This is a genomic window from Actinoplanes oryzae (assembly GCF_030757795.1).
Classification (GTDB): Bacteria; Actinomycetota; Actinomycetes; order Mycobacteriales; family Micromonosporaceae; genus Actinoplanes.
Map to the genome: position 1 here is coordinate 1 of NZ_JAUQWH010000156.1, position 20886 is coordinate 20886.

The 20886-nt window shown below is 72.9% G+C and carries 21 protein-coding genes; 7 read left to right on the plus strand and 14 right to left on the minus strand.

Annotated elements, in window-relative coordinates:
* The first annotated feature begins 102 nt into the window (after positions 1 to 102).
* Positions 103 to 1917 carry a Xaa-Pro dipeptidyl-peptidase gene (locus RBH18_RS34760; RefSeq protein ID WP_306214729.1) on the plus strand — a complete coding sequence of 605 codons (1815 nt, stop codon included), beginning with the start codon at positions 103 to 105 and terminating at the stop codon, positions 1915 to 1917.
* 28 nt (positions 1918 to 1945) lie between these two features.
* Here the strand turns inward: RBH18_RS34760 and RBH18_RS34765 are convergent, their stop codons facing one another.
* Together RBH18_RS34765 and RBH18_RS34770 are read right to left on the minus strand one after the other, a co-directional pair.
* Complete coding sequence (locus tag RBH18_RS34765; protein ID WP_306214730.1) at positions 1946 to 2716, minus strand: inositol monophosphatase family protein; 771 nt, start codon at positions 2714 to 2716, stop codon at positions 1946 to 1948.
* A 171-nt stretch (positions 2717 to 2887) separates the two neighbouring features.
* On the minus strand, positions 2888 to 3625 hold the full coding sequence (locus RBH18_RS34770; RefSeq protein WP_306214731.1) for a methyltransferase domain-containing protein: 738 nt from the start codon (positions 3623 to 3625) through the stop codon (positions 2888 to 2890).
* 70 nt (positions 3626 to 3695) lie between these two features.
* Here RBH18_RS34770 and RBH18_RS34775 point away from each other — a divergent pair, with 70 nt between their 5' ends.
* Positions 3696 to 4412: a class I SAM-dependent methyltransferase gene (locus RBH18_RS34775; RefSeq protein ID WP_306214732.1), complete on the plus strand. Its 717-nt coding sequence runs from the start codon at positions 3696 to 3698 to the stop codon at positions 4410 to 4412.
* Here RBH18_RS34775 and RBH18_RS34780 read toward each other — a convergent pair.
* The 7 genes from RBH18_RS34780 to RBH18_RS34810 all read right to left on the minus strand — a co-directional run bounded on the left by RBH18_RS34780 (position 4409) and on the right by RBH18_RS34810 (position 10536).
* Complete coding sequence (locus tag RBH18_RS34780; protein WP_306214733.1) at positions 4409 to 5473, minus strand: ABC transporter ATP-binding protein; 1065 nt, start codon at positions 5471 to 5473, stop codon at positions 4409 to 4411. The two genes, RBH18_RS34775 and RBH18_RS34780, sit on opposite strands and share 4 nt — an antisense overlap.
* Positions 5474 to 5499: 26 nt before the next feature.
* A complete protein-coding gene (locus tag RBH18_RS34785; RefSeq protein ID WP_306214734.1) occupies positions 5500 to 6306 on the minus strand; it encodes a carbohydrate ABC transporter permease in 807 nt (268 codons plus the stop codon).
* Positions 6306 to 7196 (minus strand): carbohydrate ABC transporter permease, encoded by an 891-nt coding sequence (locus RBH18_RS34790; protein ID WP_306214735.1) that lies wholly within the window; start codon positions 7194 to 7196, stop codon positions 6306 to 6308. The genes RBH18_RS34785 and RBH18_RS34790 overlap by 1 nt, the downstream gene beginning before the upstream one ends.
* Positions 7151 to 8497 (minus strand): ABC transporter substrate-binding protein, encoded by a 1347-nt coding sequence (locus tag RBH18_RS34795; RefSeq protein WP_306214736.1) that lies wholly within the window; start codon positions 8495 to 8497, stop codon positions 7151 to 7153. Before RBH18_RS34795 ends, RBH18_RS34790 begins: the two co-directional genes overlap by 46 nt.
* 99 nt (positions 8498 to 8596) lie before the next feature.
* Positions 8597 to 8827: a hypothetical protein gene (locus tag RBH18_RS34800; protein WP_306214737.1), complete on the minus strand. Its 231-nt coding sequence runs from the start codon at positions 8825 to 8827 to the stop codon at positions 8597 to 8599.
* A gap of 248 nt (positions 8828 to 9075) precedes the next feature.
* Positions 9076 to 10119, minus strand: a complete 1044-nt coding sequence (gene mgrA / locus RBH18_RS34805) for an L-glyceraldehyde 3-phosphate reductase (RefSeq protein WP_306214738.1) — start codon at positions 10117 to 10119, stop codon at positions 9076 to 9078.
* 9 nt (positions 10120 to 10128) lie between these two features.
* Positions 10129 to 10536 carry a phage holin family protein gene (locus tag RBH18_RS34810; RefSeq protein WP_306214739.1) on the minus strand — a complete coding sequence of 136 codons (408 nt, stop codon included), beginning with the start codon at positions 10534 to 10536 and terminating at the stop codon, positions 10129 to 10131.
* Between the two features lie 77 nt (positions 10537 to 10613).
* Here RBH18_RS34810 and RBH18_RS34815 point away from each other — a divergent pair, with 77 nt between their 5' ends.
* Entirely contained in the window at positions 10614 to 10841 is a 228-nt protein-coding gene (locus tag RBH18_RS34815) for a zinc-ribbon domain-containing protein (RefSeq protein WP_306214740.1), read from the plus strand.
* Here the strand turns inward: RBH18_RS34815 and RBH18_RS34820 are convergent.
* Positions 10820 to 11704, minus strand: a complete 885-nt coding sequence (locus RBH18_RS34820; RefSeq protein ID WP_306214741.1) for an acyltransferase family protein — start codon at positions 11702 to 11704, stop codon at positions 10820 to 10822. The genes RBH18_RS34815 and RBH18_RS34820 overlap by 22 nt on opposite strands.
* A complete protein-coding gene (locus RBH18_RS34825) occupies positions 11704 to 12747 on the minus strand; it encodes a LacI family DNA-binding transcriptional regulator (protein WP_306214742.1) in 1044 nt (347 codons plus the stop codon). The genes RBH18_RS34820 and RBH18_RS34825 overlap by 1 nt, the downstream gene beginning before the upstream one ends.
* A gap of 118 nt (positions 12748 to 12865) precedes the next feature.
* Between RBH18_RS34825 and RBH18_RS34830 the strand changes: the two genes are divergently transcribed.
* Genes RBH18_RS34830 through RBH18_RS34840 form a run of 3 tightly spaced genes read left to right on the plus strand, consistent with a single transcriptional unit; the run spans position 12866 to position 15953 of the window.
* Positions 12866 to 13990: a Gfo/Idh/MocA family protein gene (locus tag RBH18_RS34830; RefSeq protein WP_306214749.1), complete on the plus strand. Its 1125-nt coding sequence runs from the start codon at positions 12866 to 12868 to the stop codon at positions 13988 to 13990.
* Positions 13987 to 15153 carry a DUF993 family protein gene (locus tag RBH18_RS34835; protein ID WP_306214743.1) on the plus strand — a complete coding sequence of 389 codons (1167 nt, stop codon included), beginning with the start codon at positions 13987 to 13989 and terminating at the stop codon, positions 15151 to 15153. The genes RBH18_RS34830 and RBH18_RS34835 overlap by 4 nt, the downstream gene beginning before the upstream one ends.
* Entirely contained in the window at positions 15150 to 15953 is an 804-nt protein-coding gene (locus RBH18_RS34840) for a sugar phosphate isomerase/epimerase family protein (protein WP_306214744.1), read from the plus strand. Before RBH18_RS34835 ends, RBH18_RS34840 begins: the two co-directional genes overlap by 4 nt.
* A gap of 13 nt (positions 15954 to 15966) precedes the next feature.
* Here RBH18_RS34840 and RBH18_RS34845 read toward each other — a convergent pair whose 3' ends face one another.
* A complete protein-coding gene (locus RBH18_RS34845; RefSeq protein ID WP_306214745.1) occupies positions 15967 to 17571 on the minus strand; it encodes a methyl-accepting chemotaxis protein in 1605 nt (534 codons plus the stop codon).
* A gap of 187 nt (positions 17572 to 17758) precedes the next feature.
* Positions 17759 to 18910, minus strand: coding sequence for a citrate synthase (locus RBH18_RS34850; protein ID WP_306214746.1), 1152 nt, complete (start codon positions 18908 to 18910; stop codon positions 17759 to 17761).
* Positions 18911 to 18979: 69 nt separating this feature from the next.
* Between RBH18_RS34850 and RBH18_RS34855 the strand changes: the two genes are divergently transcribed.
* Complete coding sequence (locus RBH18_RS34855) at positions 18980 to 20032, plus strand: citrate synthase 2 (protein ID WP_306214747.1); 1053 nt, start codon at positions 18980 to 18982, stop codon at positions 20030 to 20032.
* A gap of 397 nt (positions 20033 to 20429) precedes the next feature.
* Here RBH18_RS34855 and RBH18_RS34860 read toward each other — a convergent pair.
* The coding region (locus tag RBH18_RS34860; protein ID WP_306214748.1) for a substrate-binding domain-containing protein at positions 20430 to 20886 on the minus strand (457 nt) is incomplete at its 5' end.

Here is a 20886-nt window from a genome sequence, read left to right on the forward strand (position 1 = left end):
GCGCGACGGCGAACACGATCGTGCGCCGGGCGTGCCCGTGATCCGTACCGGACAAGGGTCGTCGCCTCCTCTGCTTATCGATGCCGGACGATAGGGTAAGGCATGCATCCCAGGCGGACGGTGATACTCCTCGCAGCGCTGACCGTGTCCTTGACGGGTGTGTCCGTTCCCGCGGCGGCCGCGCCGCCGGGGCCGGCCACCGGCACCCAGCCCCTCTACGACTACACCCAGGCCGTCCGGGAGGAGGTCTGGGTTCAGGCTCCCGTGGACAGTGACGCCGACGGACAACCCGATCGGGTGGCCGTGCGCATCATCCGCCCGCGCGAGGCGACCGGCCCGATCCCGGTGATCTTCCAGCCGAGCCCGTACTACGCGGGCCTCAACGACGTGCCCAACCACGACGACATCGACCGCGGCGCCGGGCAGCGGCGGGCGGCGGCGACGGCGGACCCCGAGATCTTCTTCTCGGGATACCTCGACAACTACTTCGTGCCCCGGGGCTACGCGGTCGTGTTCGCGGACAGCCTCGGCACCGGCGGCTCCACCGGCTGTCCCACCTCCGGCGGGCGCAACGAGACGCTGGGCATGAAGGCCGTCGTCGACTGGCTCAACGGGCGGGCGCGCGGGGTCGACGCCGCGGGTGCGCCGGTGCGGGCGTCGTGGTCCTCCGGGCGTACGGGCATGATCGGGGTCTCCTACAACGGCACGCTGCCGAACGCCGTGGCCGCCACCGGCGTGCGCGGCCTGGAGACGATCGTGCCCATCGCGGGCATCTCCAGCTGGTACGACTACTACCGCGCCAACGGCGGCGTGGTCGCGCCCGGCGGCTACCAGGGCGAGGACACCGACGTGCTGGCCAAGGCCGTCCTCACGCGGGCGAACCCGGAGGTGTGTGCCGGCGTCATGGCGGCCCTGGAGCGTGACCAGGACCGGGTGACCGGCGACTACAGCGCCTATTGGGACGAGCGCAACTACGTGCGGGACGCGTCGCGCGTCCGGGCCAGCGTCTTCCTGGTGCACGGGCTGCACGACGACAACGTGCGGACCCTGCAGGCCGGGCAGTGGTGGGACGCGCTCGGCAAGGCCGGCGTGCCCCGCAAGATCTGGCTGCACCAGGGCCCGCACACCGACGCGTTCACCGTGCGCCGCCAGGTCTGGCTCGAGACGCTGCACCGCTGGTTCGACCAGTGGCTCTACCGGATCGACACGGGGATCATGCGGGATCCGGTCGCCGACGTCGAGACGGCCCCGAACGTCTGGCAGACCTCCCGGACGTGGCCGGTCGCCTCGCCCCGGACCTTCCCGCTGGGCGCCGGCGGGACGCTGGGGGCCGGGCCGGTGGTGCGCGAGACGTTCGTCGACAATCCCGCGCGTACGGCCGCCGACCTCGCATCCGCACCGGACGGACAGGATCCGAACCGGCTCGCCTACGTGTCGGCCCCGCTGACGTCGCAGGTGCGGCTCTCCGGGACGCCGACGATCAGCGTGCGAGCCGACCTGACCGGCGACTCGCCGTACCTGACGGCCCTGCTCGTGGACTACGGGACGGCCGAGCGGTACGCGGGCATCCGCACCCTGCCGACGCAGGACTGCATCGGGCCGGGGATCGAGGGGGATCCGGGCTGCTTCGCGCAGCGGGAGTACGTGACGGCGTCCACTCCGTACGAGATCGTGTCCATGGGGTGGACCGACGTGCGCAACCGGCTCTCCCCGGCCGTGACCACGCCGATCCGGGCCGGGCAGCCGTACACCTTCCGGTGGGAGCTGCAGACCCAGGACCACGTGTTCGCCGCGGGCCACCGGATCGGCGTGGTGCTGATCTCCACCGAGCGCGACCACACCCTGCGCTACCCGGCGGGCACCGTGGTCGGCGTCCGCTCGGGCGTCTCGCAGATCTCCCTGCCGGTGACCTCCTAGCCGTGGGGCCGCCTGGCCGCTCTTGCGGTCAGGCGGCGTCCGCCGCGCGCACGAGGGCGGAGAGCTCCGGCCACAATGCCGGGGCGGCGCCGACCGTGAGCTCGGTCGAGCAGTCGGAGAGGACGACGCCGGCTTCCCGGGCGATCAGGACGCCGGCGGCGATGTCCCACAGGAACGTGTCGAGCGTCAGGCCGCCGTCGAGCCGCTCGGCCGCCTGGTACACCAGATTGAGCGCGGCCGGCAGCCGCCGGATGTCCCCGGCGCGGGGAAGCAGCTCGCGAATCACCCTGCCCGCCCGCTCCTTCGTCGCCGGGTTGGGCTGGAAACTGACCCCCACCAGCGCCTTCTCCAGCGACGTCCCGCCCGTCACCGCGAGCGGCTCGCCGTTCAGCTCCGCACCGGCACCGGCAACGGCGCTGAACGTCTCCCCGGCGACCGGCTCGTGCACCACCGCCACCCGCGCCTCGTCGCCCTCGTGGAGCGCGATGCACACCGACCACGGCCCGGTCCGGCTGATGTAGTTCCGCGTCCCGTCCAAGGGGTCGACCACCCAGGTCCAGCCGCTCGTCCCGGCCCGCCCGTGCCCCTCCTCGGCCTGGATCGCATCCTCCGGCCAGGCCTCCCGGACCGCCCCCACGATCAGCTGCTCACTGGCGATGTCGACATCCGAGACGACATCGTTGACGTGCGCCTTGGGTGCCCCGACCCGGAGGGTGTCGCGCCGCTCCAGTTGCAGCCGCCCGGCCCGGACGGCGAGCGATACGGCCAGCTCGTGGGCCGCGTGCAGATCTCGATCCATGCCCCCAGTGTGACGGCTGCCGTGGTTCCGTCCTGTTCTCACACCCCGAGTGTCGCCGGCGCCGGGGGGCTTCCGGACGTGAGCAGGCCGGCGAGCGGTGTGGCAAGTTCCCGGGGCGAGAACGGGTCGGGTCCGGCGTGGCAAGCTGCGAGCCTCCCCCCGACCGGCGCATCACCGGCGCACTTCGGCGGTCACCAGGTAGCAGGTGAACCCGGCGACGACCGGGCCCCGCTGCTGGCGCGTGATCCACGCCGCGGCGGCCGGCCCGGGCAGCTCCCCGGCCGCCGCCGCCCGATCCGCGTTGCGGCGCAGGCCGAGGATCGCATCCGCGGTCGCGAAGTCGCGGAACATGATGGGCGTCGGTGTCACCTCCCGGACCCGGAAGCCGGCCGCGGTGCACAGACGGACGAGGTCGCGACCGATCGCGGGGTTACGCACGCGGCCGGCGACGAAGCGGGCGAAGGCGCGGCTGGTGGCCAGATCCTCGTCGGCCACCGCGAGGGTGTCCCAGTCGGGTTCGGCCAGGCCCAGTAGTCCGCCCCGGCGCAGGATGCGATGCGCCTCGGCGAGCACGCGGGCCGGGTCGCCGACGTGCTGCAGGACCCGGTCGGTGCGGGCACGGTCGGCGCAGGCGCCGGGCAATGGCAGGTGGTGCAGGTCGCCCTTGTGGAGTTCGGCGGTGGGACGGCGCCGACCGGCCGCGGCGAGCATGCGCGGGTCGTTGTCGACGCCGATCACCCGTACGCCGGGCGCGGCCGTGGCGAGGCGGCCGAGGTCCGTGCCCGGGCCGCAGCCCAGATCCACGACGGTGTGGCCGGGGCGCACGTCGAGCATGGCCACGGAGCGCTGCTTGTAAGCGGCACCGATCGGGGTGGCTGCGGCGGTGTCCAGGTACGCGATGTGATCCACCAGGCGATTCAAGCCCGCGCCGGCGCCGGGTTGGTGGAGATTGTGTGCAGGTTCGGGCAGGCTGCGGAGCATGACTACCGAGCGGGAAGTGCACGCGGCGTCGTTCGACCGGGCGGCCGATGCGTACGAGCGAGGACGGCCACCCTACCCGGCCGAGGTCGTGGCGTGGGCGGTGCCGGCCGGGGCGCGACGGGTGCTCGATCTCGGGGCGGGGACGGGGAAGCTGACCCGGGTGCTCGTGGACGCCGGGCTGGACGTCGTGGCTGTCGAGCCGTCGGCGCGGATGCGGGAGCAGCTGGCCGGGGCCGTGCCGGAGGCGACGGCGCTCGAGGGCGCCGCCGAGCGGATCCCGCTGGCGGACGGCAGTGTGGATGCCGTCGTGGTGGCGCAGGCGTGGCACTGGGTGGATCCGGCGGTCGCCGTGCCGGAGGTGGCGCGGGTGCTGCGGCCGGGCGGGACGCTCAGCCTGATCTGGAACATCCGGGACCACAGTGAGCCGCGGGTCGCCCGGCTGGACGAGCTGCTGCGGCGGCACACGCGGGGCGAGCTCGATACGGCGCCGGTGATCGGGGAGCCGTTCGGCGCTCCGGAGCGGACGGAGATCCGGTGGCGGCATCGGCTGACGCGCGCCGAGCTGCTCGACATGGTGGCGTCGCGGAGCTACGTGATCGTGCTGCCGGACGACGAGCGGGAGCGACTGCTGGCGGACGTGGCGGCGCTGGTGGGTGACGCCGGCGAGATCGAGATGCCGTACGTCACCCGCTGCACGCGCGTGACAAGGCGCTAGAGGGCGAGGCCGGTCTCCGGGTCGAAGAAGCGGAGGGCCGTACCCGGGAAGTGGAAATCCACCCGGTCGCCGGCGGCGGCCCGGAAGCCGGCCCCCGCCTGGATCTTCAGCTCGCCACCCGCCCAGCGCACGGTGAGCAGGACCGCCGCCCCCGTGGGCTCGGCCACCTCGACCTCGCCGGTGAAGCCGCCGCGGAGCCCGCCGGTGAGGCCGTCGCCGCCGACCTCGATGTTCTCGGCGCGGACGCCCACGGTGACCTTCTTGTCCGCCCAGCCGGCGAGCCGGGCCGGGGCGTCCAGCGACACGTCCCCGACGACGAGCTTGCCGTCCTGCACGACGGCGTCGAAGAAGTTCATCGGCGGGGCGCCCAGGAAGCCGCCGACGAACCGGTCGGCCGGCTGGTCGTACACCTGCATGGGCGCCCCGGCCTGGATGATCCTGCCGTCGCGCAGCACCGCGACCCGGTCGCCGAGGCTCATGGCCTCGGCCTGGTCGTGGGTGACGTACAACGTTGTCGTGCCGAGGCGGGCCACGATCTTCTTGAGCTCGGCGCGGAACTGCATGCGCAGCAGGGCGTCGAGGTTGGACAGTGGCTCGTCCATGAGCAGGACGTCGGCGTCGACGGCGATGGCCCGGGCGACCGCGACGCGCTGGCGCTGGCCGCCGGAGAGCTGCGCGGGGTAACGGTCCAGGTAGTCGCTCAGGTCCAGCAGCTCCGCCGCCCGCTCGACCTTGTCCCGCAGAGCGGACTTGTCGACCTTGCGCATGCGCAGGCCGAAGCCGATGTTGTCGCGGACCTTGAGGTGCGGGAAGATCGCGTACGACTGGAAGACCATCGACAGGCCCCGGTCGCGCGCCGGCAGCCGGGTGACGTCGCGCCCGCCGATCGTGACCGTGCCGCTGTCGGGGATCTCCAGGCCGGCCACCATGCGCAGCAGCGTCGTCTTGCCGCAGCCGCTCGGGCCGACCAGCACCAGGAACTCGCCGTCCGCCACCTCGAGGGACACGTCGTCGGTCGCCCGCCGGCTGCCCGACGGATAGGTCTTCACCAAGTTGCTCACGGTCACACCGGCCATGGAGCGTCCTTTCAGCGGAGCGTGGTTCCCCACATGTTGAGCAGGTAGCGCCGGGCGACGGCGATGAAGATCAGGGCCGGCAGGACGAGCGCCAGGCCGCCCGCGAAGCGGAACGCCAGCGGCGAGTCGGCCAGCGTGGCGAGCACCTGCGCGGGCAGGGTGCGCCGGTTGAGGGTGAGGATGCTGGCGCCCAGCACCTCGTTCCAGGACAGGACGAAGGTGAACATGGCCGACGCCGCGATCCCGGGCAGCGCCTGCGGCACGACGATCCGCGCGAACGCCGCGAACGGGGACGCGCCGAAGATCATCGCCGCCTCCTCCTGCTCGCGCGAGACCCCGAGGAAGATCGCCGACGTGATGAGCACGGTCGTCGGCAGGGCCAGCGCGGTGTGCAACAGGGTGACCGCGTAGGTGCTGTCGTAGAGACCGACATCGAGAAAGATCCGGCCCAGGGGTACGGACAGCACGACGATCGGCAGCGCCCGCGTGAGCAACAGCCCCAGCTGGTACGGGTCCCTGCCGCGGAACGCGTAGCGGGCGAGCGCGTACCCGGCGGGCAGGCCGAGCAGCAGCGCCAGGACGACCGTGGTCAGCCCGATGGTCAGCGAGTTGACCAGCCCGCCCACGATGCCCGTCGACCGCAGGAACGTCGACATCGTCTCGCCGGACAGGCTCGTCGGCAGCAGCGGCAGCGGGAACTCGTTGAGCGACTCCCGGCTGGACAGCGCGGCGAGCGTGATGAGGTAGAGCGGCACACCCATGAACAGGCTCACCGCGATGCAGCCCAGCTGCACCCAGAGACGTGAGCGGCGCGACATCAGCCCACCCCCGGCGTACGCCGCATGAGTCGCAGATAGCCGATCGCGGCGAGGATCGACAGCGCCAGGACGACGAGCGCGATCGCGGTCGCCACGTTCGGATTCTGCAGCGTGTAGTACCACTGGTACGTCTCGCCGACCAGCAACGGGAAGTTGCGGCCCGTGAGGGCCTGCGCCACGGCGAAGGCCTCCAGCGCGAGGATCGTCCGCAGGATGAGCGCGACCTGCAGGCTCGGCCGCAGCTGGGGCAGCAGCACGTGCCACACGCGCTGCCAGTAGGAGGCGCCGAAGACCTCGGCGGCCTCGTCGTAGTCGCGGGGCACGCCCTGCAGGCCGGCGACCACGATGACGAAGACCAGCGACGTCGCCCGCCACAGCTCGGCGAGCACCACGGCCAGGAACATCGTGCCGGGGTGCTCGAAGGACAGCCACGCGTACGAGCCGATGCCCAGGTGTTCGAGCACCGAGTTGAGATAGCCGCGGTCGGTGAAGACGGACAGCCACACGAGCCCGGCCGCCAGGTCGCTGATCGCCAGCGGCACCACCCAGATGTAGAAGTGCAGCCCGGCCAGGCGGGGCCGCTGGCGCAGCAGGAGCGCCATGAGGATCGCCAGGCCGAACTGCAGCGGGATCAGCACCACGATGAGCAGCGCGGTGTTCCGGGTGGCCTCCCAGAAGTACGGGTCGTCGGCCATCCGGGAGAACCAGGCGGTGGTGAGCCCGTCCGGCCCCGAGAACGCCTGCCAGATCCCGGCCAGCAACGGCCACAGGAACAGCGCCGCCATGAACACGATCGACGGCAGGATGAGCAGCAGGGCACCCCGTGATCTCGCGCCGTTGCCCATCAGGCGGCTCGGCAGGTCGTACCGGCGGGGTCGGGCTGCCAGCACGGGATCTTGAGTTCGTCCATGATCTTGTTGAGCTCGGTCGCCTGGGCGTCGAGCACCTGCTGCACCGGCTTGCCGTCGAGGCAGATCTCCTTGAAGCAGTTCTTGAAGATCTGGCCGACCTCGCCGTCCCGGGCGCCCAGGCCGACCGGCGGCAGCGACAGGATGGCGTTCTCGGCGTCGCGCTGCTTGCTGACCGCGCCCTCGGCCAGGGCGACAGCGCCGGGCAGATCGGCGGGGATCTGCGCGTTGGTCACCGGGAAGAACGAGTTCGCCTTGAGCACGTCCACCTGCACCTCGGGCGTGGTGAGCGCCTTGATGACCTCCTTGGCCTTGCCGGCCTCCGGCGCGCCCTCGGGGATGCCGAGCCCGGCGAGCACCAGCATGTAGCCGAGCCCCTTCGGCCCGCTGGGCGCCGGCACCATGAGCCAGTCGTCCGGCTTCGCGGCGGGCGCCCCGGCCAGCCGCGCCACGTGGTCGAAGCCGACGAGCACCTCACCGCGCTGCAACGGCTCCTGCAGGTTGTCGTAGTTGGTCGAGGCCGTCGCGGTCTGGGCCCAGAGCTCCTTCATGTACGTCCACGCGGTCACCGCCTCCGGGCTGCGGAACGTGGTGATCTGCCCCCCGGTGAAACTGGGCAGCAGGAAGCCCTGGAAGAACCGGTGGTAGAGCCCCTTGACGCCGGCCGGGATCCCGAAGACCGCCTTGTTGCCGTTGCCCGCGCGCGCCGCCGTCATCCAGTCGAGCAGCTGGTCGTACGTGAGCTTGGTGACGTCCACGCCGGACGGCAGCCACTGCAGCGCTTTCTTGTTCACCGCGAGCACGTAGCTGGCCTGCATCCACGGGATGTACTTCGTGGTCGTCCCGCCGAGCTTCGCCAGCTCCGTCACATCGGTCGCGAAGCCGCGATCGTCCAGCCCGCCGAGCACGTCGTCGAGGTCGATCAGCCGGTCCCGGTGCTGCGCCAGGTCGCCGTGCAGCGCCCCGACCAGGCTCACCTGCACCTTCCCGGCGTCGACCTGGGTCTGCAGCGTGGACGCGAAGATGCCGGTCTCCACCTGGTTGAAGGCGACCTTCTCCCCGGTCACCCGCTTGGCGAGAATCTCCTCGAAGCGCTGCCGCTCCTCGACGGGGCTGAACTGATTGGACATCAGCGTGACCGAGCCCTCGCCGCCCTCGGCCCCGCTCGTCGAGACGCCCCCGCAGGCCCCGAGCAGCGGCGCGGCGGCCGCCCCGGCCCCGAGCGCGAGCAACGACCGGCGGCTGAGCCCGCGGTTTGTGTCTAGTCCGGTTCGGCGTGTCATCGTCGACCCCTCCCGTCATGACCTCTATGGGCCACAATCTATGCGACACGAGGGGGTGGCGCGCTCGTTACGTCACCGAAACGATACCTGGAGATCCATTCAGGAGGCCCGCTCGCCCGCGGGCGCCGGTCGCCGGCCGTCGAGGGCCGCCTGGATGAGCCGTAACTGCTGGACGGCGACGGACGGCGCGTAGCCCATGACGGTGTACGCGTGCGCGAGGTCGGCGACGAGCGGGTGGACGAAGCGATACTCCTGTCCGGTGCTGACGAGGAGGCTGCGGGCGGCGGCGAGGTCGAGGGAACGCCCGCTCCACGGGGCGGGACTACGCAAGATCGCGGTGGCCAGCCGCGCGGCGGGTGTCTGTACAGCTTGGGCACACGCCGCGGGCTGGGGTGAGGACACCAAGGTCGCGATCCCGGGCTGCTGGGCGTAATCCGTAGTTAACTGCAGCTCGTCACAGCGCAGGTGAAGGTGGGCGGTAGCCCGATGGGCGCGATGAGCGAGATGCAGCCGGAGCCGGCTGGCCCGGCGCCCTCGGTGCGCGACGCTGGGCAGCCGGGCCGATGATGGAGCTCGGGTCAGAGGGTGCCCTGGCGGGCGTCGCGCCAGAGGTCGACGTCCGCGGTCGTGCCGGCGAGGATTTTCTCGATGGCGTCGAGCTCGTCGGGGGTGAGGTCGGGGTGGGCCAGGGCGGCGACGTTCTGGTCCAGCTGGTCGACGCTGCTGGCCCCGATGACCAGGGAGGTGACGCGGGGGTCGCGGAGGGCCCAGACCAGGGCGAGCTGGGCGAGGCTCTGGCCGCGGGCCGACGCGATGTCGTTCAGCGCGTTCAGGCGGCCCACCAGGCCCTCGTCGAGCCACTCGGGGTCGAGGGACTTGCCCTGGGTGGCGCGGGAGCCCGAGGGGATGCCGCCGAGGTACTTGCCGGTGAGCAGGCCCTGGGCGAGCGCGGTGAAGCCGATGACGCCCACGCCCAGGTCGGCGGTGGCGTCGAGCAGGCCCTCGGTCTCGATCCAGCGGTTGAGCATCGAGTAGGAGGGCTGGTGGATCAGCAGCGGGGTGCCCAGCTCGCGCAGCAGGCCGGCCATCGTGCGGGTGTGCTCGGCGTCGTAGGAGGAGATGCCGACGTACAGCGCCTTGCCCTGGCGGACGGCCGTGTCCAGCGCCGCGGCGGTCTCCTCCAGCGGGGTGTCCGGGTCGAAGCGGTGCGAGTAGAAGATGTCGACGTGGTCCAGGCCCATGCGGGCCAGGGACTGGTCGAGGCTGGCGAGGACGTACTTGCGGCTGCCGCCGCCCTGGCCGTAGGGGCCGGGCCACATGTCCCAGCCGGCCTTCGTGGAGATGACGAGCTCGTCCCGGTACGGCCGGAAGTCCTCGCGCAGCAGCCGGCCGAAGTTGACCTCGGCGGACCCGTACGGGGGGCCGTAGTTGTTCGCCAGGTCGAAGTGCGTGATGCCGAGGTCGAACGCGCGCCGCGTGATCGCCCGCTGCGTGTCGAACGGCTTGTCGTCGCCGAAGTTGTGCCAGAGGCCGAGGGAGAGCACGGGCAGGTCGAGTCCCGACCTGCCCGTCCGGCGGTACTGCATGCTGTCGTAACGATCGGTGGAGGCGACGTAGGTCATCCCCCGACGCTACCGGTGGGCGGCGCGCTTCACCGCGTCGACGTCACGCTTCGTGCTGTCGATCGCATCCGTGGGCGCCGGGGGAGTGGCCTCGCTGACCTGCTTCTTGCCCAGGAGGGCCGCCACGCCGGCGATTACGAGCACCAGCACGGTCACGGTGAGTGCGGCCAGCCACGCCGGCCACACGAGCGCCAGGGCGGCGCCGATCGTGACGAAGAGGGCGCCCAGGCCGTACAGGGCGATGACGCCGGCGCCGCCGAGCAACCCGGCGCCCTTTCCGGCCTTCTTCCCCTTTTCCACCATTTCCGTCCGGGCCAGCGCCAGCTCCTCGCGCACGAGGGTCGACACCTGCTCGCTCATCTGGCTGACCAGCGCCCCGGTGGAGGAGTCGTCCGGCCGCGTCCGTGTTTCGGTCATGCCCTAGGCGTACCCACCGTGAGCAGCGGTAATCCCTCGGCGTGCGGGGGTCGCCCGGTGGCCGTACCGTGGAGTGGGTGTTCTTACTCTTCGGCATTCGCGGCAAGGATCACTTCATCGGCTCGGCCCCCGGCGTCTGCGAGGTGTGCGGGGCGTACGCGGCGCAGACGCTGGTGCGGCGGACGACGAAGTTCACGCTCTTCTTCGTGCCGCTCTTCCCGGTGCGGCCGGCGCAGCACTTCGTGGCCTGCACCAACTGCGGCCGCACCCGCCACGCGACCCGTCAGGAGGCCGTCGCCGCCTGACCACGGGCGCGGGGCAGGAGGCGCCGGATCAGCAGCTCGTAGCAGGCCAGGACCACGAGCCACCCCGCCATCCCGTACGCCGCCCGGCCGAGCATCACGACCGGCGCGTGCGATGAGAACGGGTCGTCCGCGGTCAGCAGGGCCGGCGCGCTCGCGAGGAAGCATGCCGGTCCGAGCGCCGCGGTCCACGGGACGGCTCGCCTGATCACCGCGCGGCGGCCGGCGAGCAGGTAGCCGTACAGGAAGAAGAGCAGGTAGGCCCAGCGGCTCCAGCCGGCGAAGCTCTCCTCCAGGCCCACGAGGGCGCTGATCAGCGCGATCGGCGCGCCGAGCAGGAGCAACAGGCCCACGTGGTCCGGGCCCTGCCGGTCGGCGGGGACCAGCAGCAGGACCGGGCAGAAGAAGAGCAGCAGCACGACGAACCAGAGGTGACCCGTCTCGAACACCGGGCCCTGCACGACGAACGGGAAGTCGGCGGGCGACAGATGCACGTCGAAGAACCGGTGCGTCAGGAACGACCAGTAGGGCTTCGGAGCGCCGTAGCGCAGCCATTGCGGCACCGGGACGATGGTCACCGTGGCGACGGCCAGCGGCACGCCGAGGCGGATCAGGCGCTCGCGGGCGAAGCGGGCCGGGCCGCGCTTGCGCAGGGAGTGCCGCGCGCCGATGCCCGCCACGGTGAAGAGCAGCGGCATGGCCCACACGACGGCGAACCCGGCGGCGACCGTGACCGCGGACGTGGTCCGCGCGTTCTTGACGTAGAAGTCGTCGCGCGTGTCGAAGACCAGCGCCGCGTGGAAGAACACCAGGCCGAGGACGACGACGGTGCGCATCGCGTCCAGCCCGGTCCGGCGTCCGGTCATCACCCCCGCGGTGAGGGCGGCGGAGGTGGCGAAGGCGGTGGTCCCGTCGTGCCGCGCAGGACCAGGGAGGCGGCGGCGTGCTCGACGCGCGGGGTGTCCGACGGGGTGCCCAGGACCAGGGACATCGCGCGGACGCCGAGCTCCTCGAGCGGCAGGCGGACGGTGCTCAGCGGCGGCGTGACGTCCACCGACACGGGCATGTCGTCGAAGCCGATGACGCTGATGTCCTCCGGGACGCGCAGGCCACGGTCGCGCAGGCAGGCGAGGGCGCCGATCGCCATGGAGTCGTTGAGCGCGGCGATCGCGGTGAGGCCGGGGTTGCGGTCGAGCAGCCGTGCCGTGGCCGCCATGCCGCCGGCGCGGTCGAATCCCGCGTACTCGATCTGGCGGGTCGTGAGCCGGCGCCGGTGCTCCCGGGCCGCCGAGCGCACGCCGGTGAGCCGGTCGGTCGTGGTCGTGAGGTGCTCGGGGCCGGCGATGACGCCGATGGTGGTGTGGCCGAGGCGGTAGAGGGCGTCCGCGGCGAGGCGTCCGCCGTGCTCGTTCTCCGGGACGATCGCGTCGCCGGCGTGCTCGTGGCGGCCGATGACGGCGATGCGGCCGCCGGTCGCCTCGAAGACACGGAGCTTGCTCTCCAGCTGCTCGGTCGTCGCCGGGTCCACATAGCCCGAACCGGCCAGGACGATGGCGGCCGTGCGGTGGGCGTGCAGCAGGTCCACGTACGCCAGCTCGCGCTCGGGCTCCCGGTAGCTGTTGCAGATGATGACCAGCCGCCCGTGCTCGGTCGCCACCCGCTGCAGGCCGCGGGTGATCTCCGCGAAGTAGGGGTCGGACACGTCGTGCACGATGACGCCGACGGCGGTGCGGTCGGCGCGGGCCAGCTGCTGCGCATTCGCGTTGGGCACGAACTGCAGCTCGGCCACGGCCGCCAGCACCCGCTCGCGCAGCGCCTCGGCCACCGGTTTCGGGCTGTTGTTGATGATGCGTGACACGGTGGCCGTGGACACCCCCGCCCGCCGTGCGACGTCCGCCAGAGTCGCCACGCCGATCACCTTAGTTCACCACACCTTGCCCCGGCGGAACGCGCACCGGTAACGTGCCGGGAAAGCGCTTACCTCAGGAGGTGCGGCCGTGGGTGCTCGGATTCCCGTCGGGATCGTGATGAACGGTGTGACCGGGAGGATGGGCTACCGGCAGCATCTCGTCCGGTCGCTGCTCGCCCTGCGGGAGCAGGGCGGCCTCCCGCTGCGCGACGGCAGCCGGCTCTGGCCCGAGCCCGTCCTGGTCGGACGCAGCGAGGCCAAGCTGCGCGAGATCGCCGGGCGGCACGGGCTGACCGAGTGGACCACCGACCTCGAGGCGGCGCTCGCCCGGCCCGACGTCTCGATCTACTTCGACGCGCAGGTGACCAGCGAGCGGGAGAAGGCGATCCTGCAGGCGATCGACGCGGGCAAGCACATCTACACCGAGAAGCCGATCGCCACCACGGTCGGCGGCGCGGTGGCCCTGGCCCGGGCGGCCGACGCGGCGGGGGTGCGCCACGGCGTGGTGCAGGACAAGCTTTTCCTGCCCGGCCTGCGCAAGCTCAAGCGGCTGGTCGACGGCGGGTTCTTCGGGCGCATCCTGTCCGTACGCGGGGAGTTCGGCTACTGGGTCTTCGAGGGCGACTGGCAGAGCGCGCAGCGGCCGAGCTGGAACTACCGGGCGGCCGACGGGGGCGGCATCGTCGTCGACATGTTCCCGCACTGGCACTACGTGCTGGAGCAGATCTTCGCGCCGGTGCGGGCCGTGACCGCGCTCGCCACCACGCACATCCCGCGCCGGTGGGACGAGGAGGGCGAGGCGTACGAGGCCACCGCCGACGACGCCGCGTACGCCCTCTTCGAGCTCGACGGCGGCGTGATCGCCCAGATCAACTCCTCGTGGGCGGTGCGCGTGCACCGCGACGAGCTGGTCGAGTTCCAGGTGGACGGCACCGAGGGGAGTGCCGTGGCGGGACTGCGCGGCTGCCGCTTCCAGCACCGCGCGGCGACCCCCAAGCCCGTCTGGAATCCCGATCTGCCCGTCACGCACTCCTTCCGCGAGCAGTGGCAGGAGGTGCCGGACAACGAGGAGTTCGACAACGGGTTCAAGGAGCAGTGGGAGATGTTCCTGCGGCACGTCGCCGAGGACGCCCCCTACACGTGGGACCTGTGGGCGGGCGCGCGCGGCACGCAGCTGGCCGAGCTGGGCCTGCAGTCCGCCCGCGAGGGGCGCCGGATCGAGATCCCGGAGCTCGACCGGTGAGCGCGACGGTCCGGCTCCCCGGCGGGTCCTTCACCTTCTCCGGTACGGGATCCGAGTACGCGCTCCCGGGGCAGCAAGCCGCGGGCGCCGGAGGGCAGCGCTTCACCTCCCGGGTCGCGTACGCCGCGGCGCACGTGGTCGCCGATCCGCTGGCCGAGAACGTCCCGGGGGCGCCGGCCGTGCCCGACTGGGAGGCGACGCTCGCGTTCCGGCGGCACCTCTGGTCGTACGGCTTCGGGGTCGCCGAGGCGATGGACACCGCGCAGCGCGGCATGGGCCTGGACCATCCGACCGCCCGCGAGCTGATCCACCGCTCGGCGCGCGAGGCCGCCGCCGTGGGCGGGAGCATCGCGGCCGGCGTCCTGACCGACCAGCTGCCGAGCGGCCCGGCGAGCCTCGACGAGATCCACAAGGCCTACGCGGAGCAGCTCACCGACGTCCAGGAGGCCGGCGCCACCCCGGTCCTCATGTGCAGCCGGCACCTGGCGGCCGCCGCGACGACCCCTCGGCACTACCTCGACGTGTACGGCAGGCTGCTCTCCGAGACGAGCGTTCCGGTCATCCTGCACTGGCTCGGCCCGGCCTTCGACCCGGCGCTGACCGGGTACTGGGGCAGCACCGACGTGTCCCGGGCCGCCGACACGGTGGGCGAGCTGATCGCCGCGCATCCCGGGAAGGTCGACGGGATCAAGCTGTCCCTGCTCGACGAGGCGTTCGAGGTCGCGCTGCGGCGGCGGCTGCCGGTGCGGATGTACACCGGCGACGACTTCAACTACCCCGCCCTGATCCGGGGGGATGCGGAGGGCCACTCGGACGCGCTGCTGGGCGTGCTCGCGGCGATCGCCCCGCCGGCCGCTGCGGCGCTGCGGGCCCTCGACGCCGGTGACCTGGCGGCGTACGAGCGGATCCTGGACCCGACCGTGACCCTCGCCCGGCACCTGTTCGCCGCGCCCACCTGGTTCTACAAGACGGGCATCGCGTTCCTCGCGTGGCTGGGCGGCCATCAGGAGCACTTCACCATGGTCGCCGGCGCCCAGAGCGGCCGCTCCCCGGCGCACCTCGCCGAGCTGATCCGCCTGGCCGACGCGGCCGGCGTCCTGCCCGATGCCTCGCTCGCGGCGCACCGCGCCGCCGCGTGGGCCGTGACCGTGGGGGCCCGATGAGCCGCTTCTCCCTGAACCAGGCCACCACCAAGCACTGGCCGCTGCCCGAGCTGGCCGCCGGCTGCGTCGCGGCGGGCGTCGGGCAGGTGGGGCTCTGGCGCGAGGACATCCAGGAGTACGGCGTCGAGAAGTCCGCCGCGCTGATGCGCGACCACGGGCTGACCGTGACGTCGCTGTGCCGCAGCGGCTTCTTCCAGCAGCCCGGCTGGCTCGACGAGAACAAGCGCGCCATCGACGAGGCCGCCGCGGTCGGCGCCCCGGTGCTGGTGCTCGTGTCCGGCGGCCTCCCGGAGGGCAGCCGCGACCTCGACGCCGCCCGCGCGCACGTGGGATCCGCGATCGGCGAGCTCGTGCCCCACGCCCGGGCGGCCGGCGTCCGGCTCGGGATCGAGGCGCTGCACCCGATGTTCTGCTCGGACCGCTGCGTGGTGTCAACCCTCGGCCAGGCGCTCGACCTCGCGGCGCCCTACCCGGCGGACACCGTCGGCGTGGTCGTGGACACCTACCACCTGTGGTGGGACGACACGATCTGGGACCAGATCGCCCGCGCCGGGCGCGAGGGCCGGATCGCCGCGTTCCAGGCCGCCGACTGGGTCACCCCGCTGCCGGCGGGCGTGCTGCTGGGCCGCGGCCTGCCGGGCACCGGATCCGTGGAGCTGCGCCGCTTCCGCGAGGCCGTGGACGCCGCGGGCTACACCGGCCCGGTCGAGGTCGAGGTATTCGACGAGGCGCTGTGGTCCCGGCCCGGCCCCGAGATCCTGCGGATGACCCTGGAGTCGTACGCGGCCCACGTCGGCTGACCGCCGCCCGGAGTCAGTGCCGGAATCCGCGGACGAGGGCGGAGAGCTCGTCGGCCAGGCGGGTCAGGTCGGCGGCGGCCTCCTGGGTTGCCCTGGCCCCGTCGGCGGTGGCGCCGGCGACCTGGGCGACGCCGGACACCGTCCGGGCGACCTCGTTGCTGTTGGCGGCGGCGCCCGCCACCGAGCGGCTCATCTCGCTGGTGGTGGCGGTCTGTTCCTCGACGGCCGAGGCGATGGTGGTGGTGTAGTCGCCGATCTGCCCGATGACGGAGGTGATCTCCCCGATCGCCTGCGCCGCGGAGGAGCTGGAGGCCTGGATGTTGGCGATCCGGGCGGTGATCTCCTCGGTGGCCTTGGCGGTCTGCTGGGCGAGCTCCTTGACCTCGCCGGCCACCACGGCGAATCCCTTGCCCAGCTCGCCGGCGCGGGCGGCCTCGATGGTGGCGTTGAGCGCCAGCAGGTTGGTCTGCTCCGCGATGGAGGTGATGAGCCGGACCACGTCACCGATCTCCTGGCTGGCGGTGCCGAGCTCGGCGACCTGGCCGTTGGTGCGTTCGGCGACGGTCATGCCCTGGTGTGCGATCTCCGCGGCCCGCGAGGCGTTGGAGGCGATCTCGGTGATCGAGGCGCTCATCTGCTCGGCGCCCGCCGCGATCGACTGCACCCCCGTGTTGACCTCCTCGGTCGCCGAGGTCGCGATGGTCGCCTTGCCGGCCGCGTCGGCCGCACCCTCCTGCAGCGTCGCGCTGACCTGGGAGAGCTCCTGGGCCGCCTCGGACAAGGTCGTCACCGCCCGTGACATGCGCGTGCCCATGGTCTCGCGCAGCCCGGCGCTCGCCGTGTTCAGCGACGTGGCCATCAGGGCCAGCTCGTCGGTGGTGCGCACGGGCACCGTGACGGTGAGGTCGCCGCGCTCGAGTGCCCGCAGGGCCGCGGTCACGTCGTGCACGGGCCCGGCGATCCGGCGCGACAACACCCACCCGGCGATCGCCGTCAGCACCAGCAGCAGTCCGCTCCCGAACATGATCACCGAGCGCGTGGTGGCAGCGGACGCGGCGGCCGCCGCGCTGCGCTTCTCGAGCAGCGTGCGCTCCTCGCCGGACATGTCCGCCAGCACGGTGCGGATGTTGTCCATCACCGCCTTGCCCTTGCCGGTGAGGACCACCTTCAGGGCCGCGTCGAAGCCTCCGGGGCCGGCGCGCAGGTCGATGGTCTCCTTGAGCTCGGCCAGCTTCGCATCGACCAGGGGGGCCAGCTCGTCGAGGCGCCGCTGCTGGGCCGCGTTGTCGGCGGTCAGCGACCGCAAGGCCTCCTGTTCGGCGACGAGGTCCTGCTGCGCCTGCTCGTACGGGGCGAGGTAGTCCCGTACGCCCGTGATGACGAAACCCCGCTGACCCGTCTCGGCGTCCTTGAGGCTGGACACGATGGCGTCGATCTCTTCCAGCACGCGGTACGTGTGGTCGACCTGGTCCGAATTCGTCCGCAGGTGGCCGACAGAGTTGTACGAGACCACCGCGATCAGGAGGAGACCGATGCCCAGACCCGCCAGCACGGCATAGATCTTGCGGCTCAGCGTCCATCGCTGCTTCGGCGCTGCCACCGACGTCGCCATGTTCATCAGACCTTTCCCTCGACCCCCGAGGGGCCGACGGCGATCGCCCGGGGAGGCCGGTTGTCGCCCGGGCCGGGTCCGTCGGCCCGCTCTCTTCCAGGTCGGCGCCTCCGGCGGCGGGCTGAGCCGTCCGCTTCTCCCCGGCACGCAACGCCGGCCGGACCCGTGGATCTCGGCCCGGTGGTGCCAGGTCTCAACCCGGCGGGGACGGGATGCGGCCCGCGTAGCGGCCGGTCGGGCGGAAGCGGCTCGGCTGGTCCGCGTACTCCTCCAGCGCGTGCGCGATCCACCCGGCCGTGCGCGCGATCGCGAAGACGGCCTCGCCGGCGTCCGCGCCCATCCCCGTGGTCAGGGCCAGGGCGGCCAGCGCGAAGTCGATGTTCGGGGCGAGGCCCGAGCGCCCGGCCGCCGCGTCCAGGACCGCGTGGGTGGCCTCGGCCTCCGGGAGGGCTTCGAGCAGCGCCCTGGCCCGGGGGTCCCCGCCCGGATACAGCGGATGCCCGAAGCCGGGGACCGAGCCGTGCAGCCGGCGCTGCTCCGCGACGGCTGCCGCCGGGTCCGGGCTCACCAGCAGCTGGTAGGCCAGCCCGCTCGCGGCGCCGTGCAGGGGCCCGGCCAGGGCCGCCAGGCCCGCCGAGACCACCCACCAGGGGTCGGCACGGGTCGACGCGGCCACCCGGGCGGCGAAGGTCGACGCGGCCAGATCGTGGTCGGCCAGCAGCACTAGGGCGGCGTTCAGGGCGGCGATCCCTGCCGGGGCCGGCTCCCGGGCGGTGAGGCATGGCCACAAGGCGGCGGCGAGTGAGTCGCCCGCGGGCGCCCGCGGATCCAGGGCGGCCACCATGGTGCCGATCAGGGCGCGGCCGGTGGCGACGACCGCCGGGGGAGTCAGGTCGAAGCGCAGCTTGTCGGCCGGCGCTCCGGCCGCGACGGCGATCCGCAGTCGGTCAGCTGCCCGCATGTCCGCCGGCAGGGACTCCAGCACCGCCCGCACGGCCGCCAGGACCGCCGGGTCGGGACGCAGCGGGGCCGCGACCGCCGACCCTGTCCACAGCAGGGACACCACCGATTCGAACGAGGCCGTCGCCGCCAGCGAGCACACGTCCTGCCCGCGGTAGTAGAGGCCGTCGCCGGTGATCAACGTCAGCCCGGTGCGCACCTCGGGCTCGACGACGCCCGGCCGCCGCCGGCCGGCCGCGAACGCGGTGACCTCCGCCTCGTCGAACAGGCTCTCCTTGCCGTCGCCGTGCCGCTTGCTCGTCAGCAGGCCGCGGCTCACATACGCGTACACCGTCGCCTTGCGCACCCCGAGCCGCCGCGCGACCTCGTCCGTCGTGAGCTGCACCGCCGCGGCCTCCTCATGTTGATTCAGTCAACGTTGACAACTATACGTCGCCCGCCGACAGTGGTGAGCATGCTGACGATGAAGACCGAGATCGCCGAGCCCGACCGGGCCGGCGGCGCGCTGCGCTACCGGGGCGTCGACGTCGAGCGGCTGATCGGCCGCGCGAGCTTCGGCGACGTGTGGGGCCTGCTGGCCGACGGCGACTTCCGCGCCCCGCTGCCGCCCGCCGAGCCGCGGGTCCTGCCCGTACGGCCGGATGACGTCCGCGCCGGGGTGCAGGCGGCGGTCGCGCTGCTCGCGGGCCGGCCGCTGATCGACCTCGACCACGACCAGGCCCGCGACGACCTCGCGCGCGCCTCCGCCCTGACCCTCTCCTACGTGGCGCAGGCCGCCCGGGGCGAACAGAAGGCCGTCCCGCAGAGCCGCGTCGACGAGGGCCGCACCCCCGCCGAGCAGTTCATGATCCGCTGGCGGGGCGACCCGGACCCCGGCCACGTCGACGCGATCGACCGCTACTGGGTCTGCGCCGCCGAGCACGGCATGAACGCGTCCACGTTCACCGCCCGGGTGGTCGCCAGCACCGGCGCGGATGCCGCCGCCTGCCTGTCCGCGGCCATCGCCGCCATGTCCGGCCCCCTGCACGGCGGCGCGCCCTCCCGCGCCCTGGGCATGGTCGAGGCCGTCGAGCGGGGCGCCGACCCCCGGGCGTACGTGCGGCAGGTCCTCGACGGCGGGCAGCGCCTGATGGGCTTCGGCCACGCGATCTACCGGGCGGAGGACCCCCGCGCGCGGATCCTGCGTGCCGCCGCGAAGGAGCTCGGAGCCCCCCGCTACGAGGCCGCCCTCGCCCTCGAGGAGGCGGCCCTCGCCGAGCTCCGCGAGCGCAAGCCCGACCGCGTCCTCGCCACGAACGTCGAGTTCTGGGCCGGCGTCGTCCTCGACTTCGCCCAGGTGCCCGCGCACTTGTTCACGTCGCTGTTCACCTGTGCGCGTACGGCCGGCTGGAGCGCCCACATCCTCGAGCAGAAGCGCCTCAACAAGATCATCCGACCGTCGGCCGACTACGTGGGCGCTTCGGACCGCGACCCCGCCGGCCTCCCGGGCGGGGACCGGATCGGTTGATCATGCTGCCGGCTGCCGGCGGCGGATGAACCAGCGGCCGATCAGCCGGCGAGCGCGTCGCGCCAGGTCCTCGGCGAGGGAGGGAACGAGCCGTTCGCAGAGGCCGACCGTGTGCGGGGCAGGAGCTGCTCGACGCGTCGCAGCACTCCCATGTCGGCGTTCGGTAGGGCGGCGAGCCGTTCCAAGGCGGCACGGCCGGCCTTCAGCGCCAGCGTCCGGGCGCTCCGAGAGGCAGCCCGTGGGCGGCCCCACCCCAGAGCGGCGGCGAACTGGCCACGCTGGCGCGGAAGAGGCCTTGGCGCTCCTCGCCGGTCGCCGGGGGATGGTGCTGCGACTCACCCGCTGGACCACTGCACCATGATGGACGGGCGCGGCGAGGGCTGAGCAGAAGGGTCGGTCAGGCGGGGGCGGGCCCGGTCGAGTCGCGGACCATCAGGGTGTGGCCGGTGGCGCGGCGGCGGGGGCGGGCGGCCGCGGGCTTGAGGGCCAGGTCCAGTGCCGTGCGGCCCATCGTCGTCATCGGGAGCCGGACGGTCGTCAGGGAGGGCGCCAGGTCGGCCGCGACCGAGACGTCGTCGAAGCCGACCACCGACATGCGGTCGGGCACCGGGATCCCGCGGGCGCGCAGGGCCGACAGGACGCCGATCGCCATCGCGTCGTTGAGGGCGATGATCGCCGTGGTCGCGGGGTGGTCGGCGAGGATGCGCTCGGCGGCGGCGCGGCCGCCGTCGCGGGTGAAGTCGGTGTGCACGACCGGGACGTCGGCGGCCGCGATGCCCGCCTTGGCGAGGGCGGCCAGGACGCCGGCCTGGCGGTCGACGACCGTGGTCAGACCGGCGGTGCCGGCGGCGACG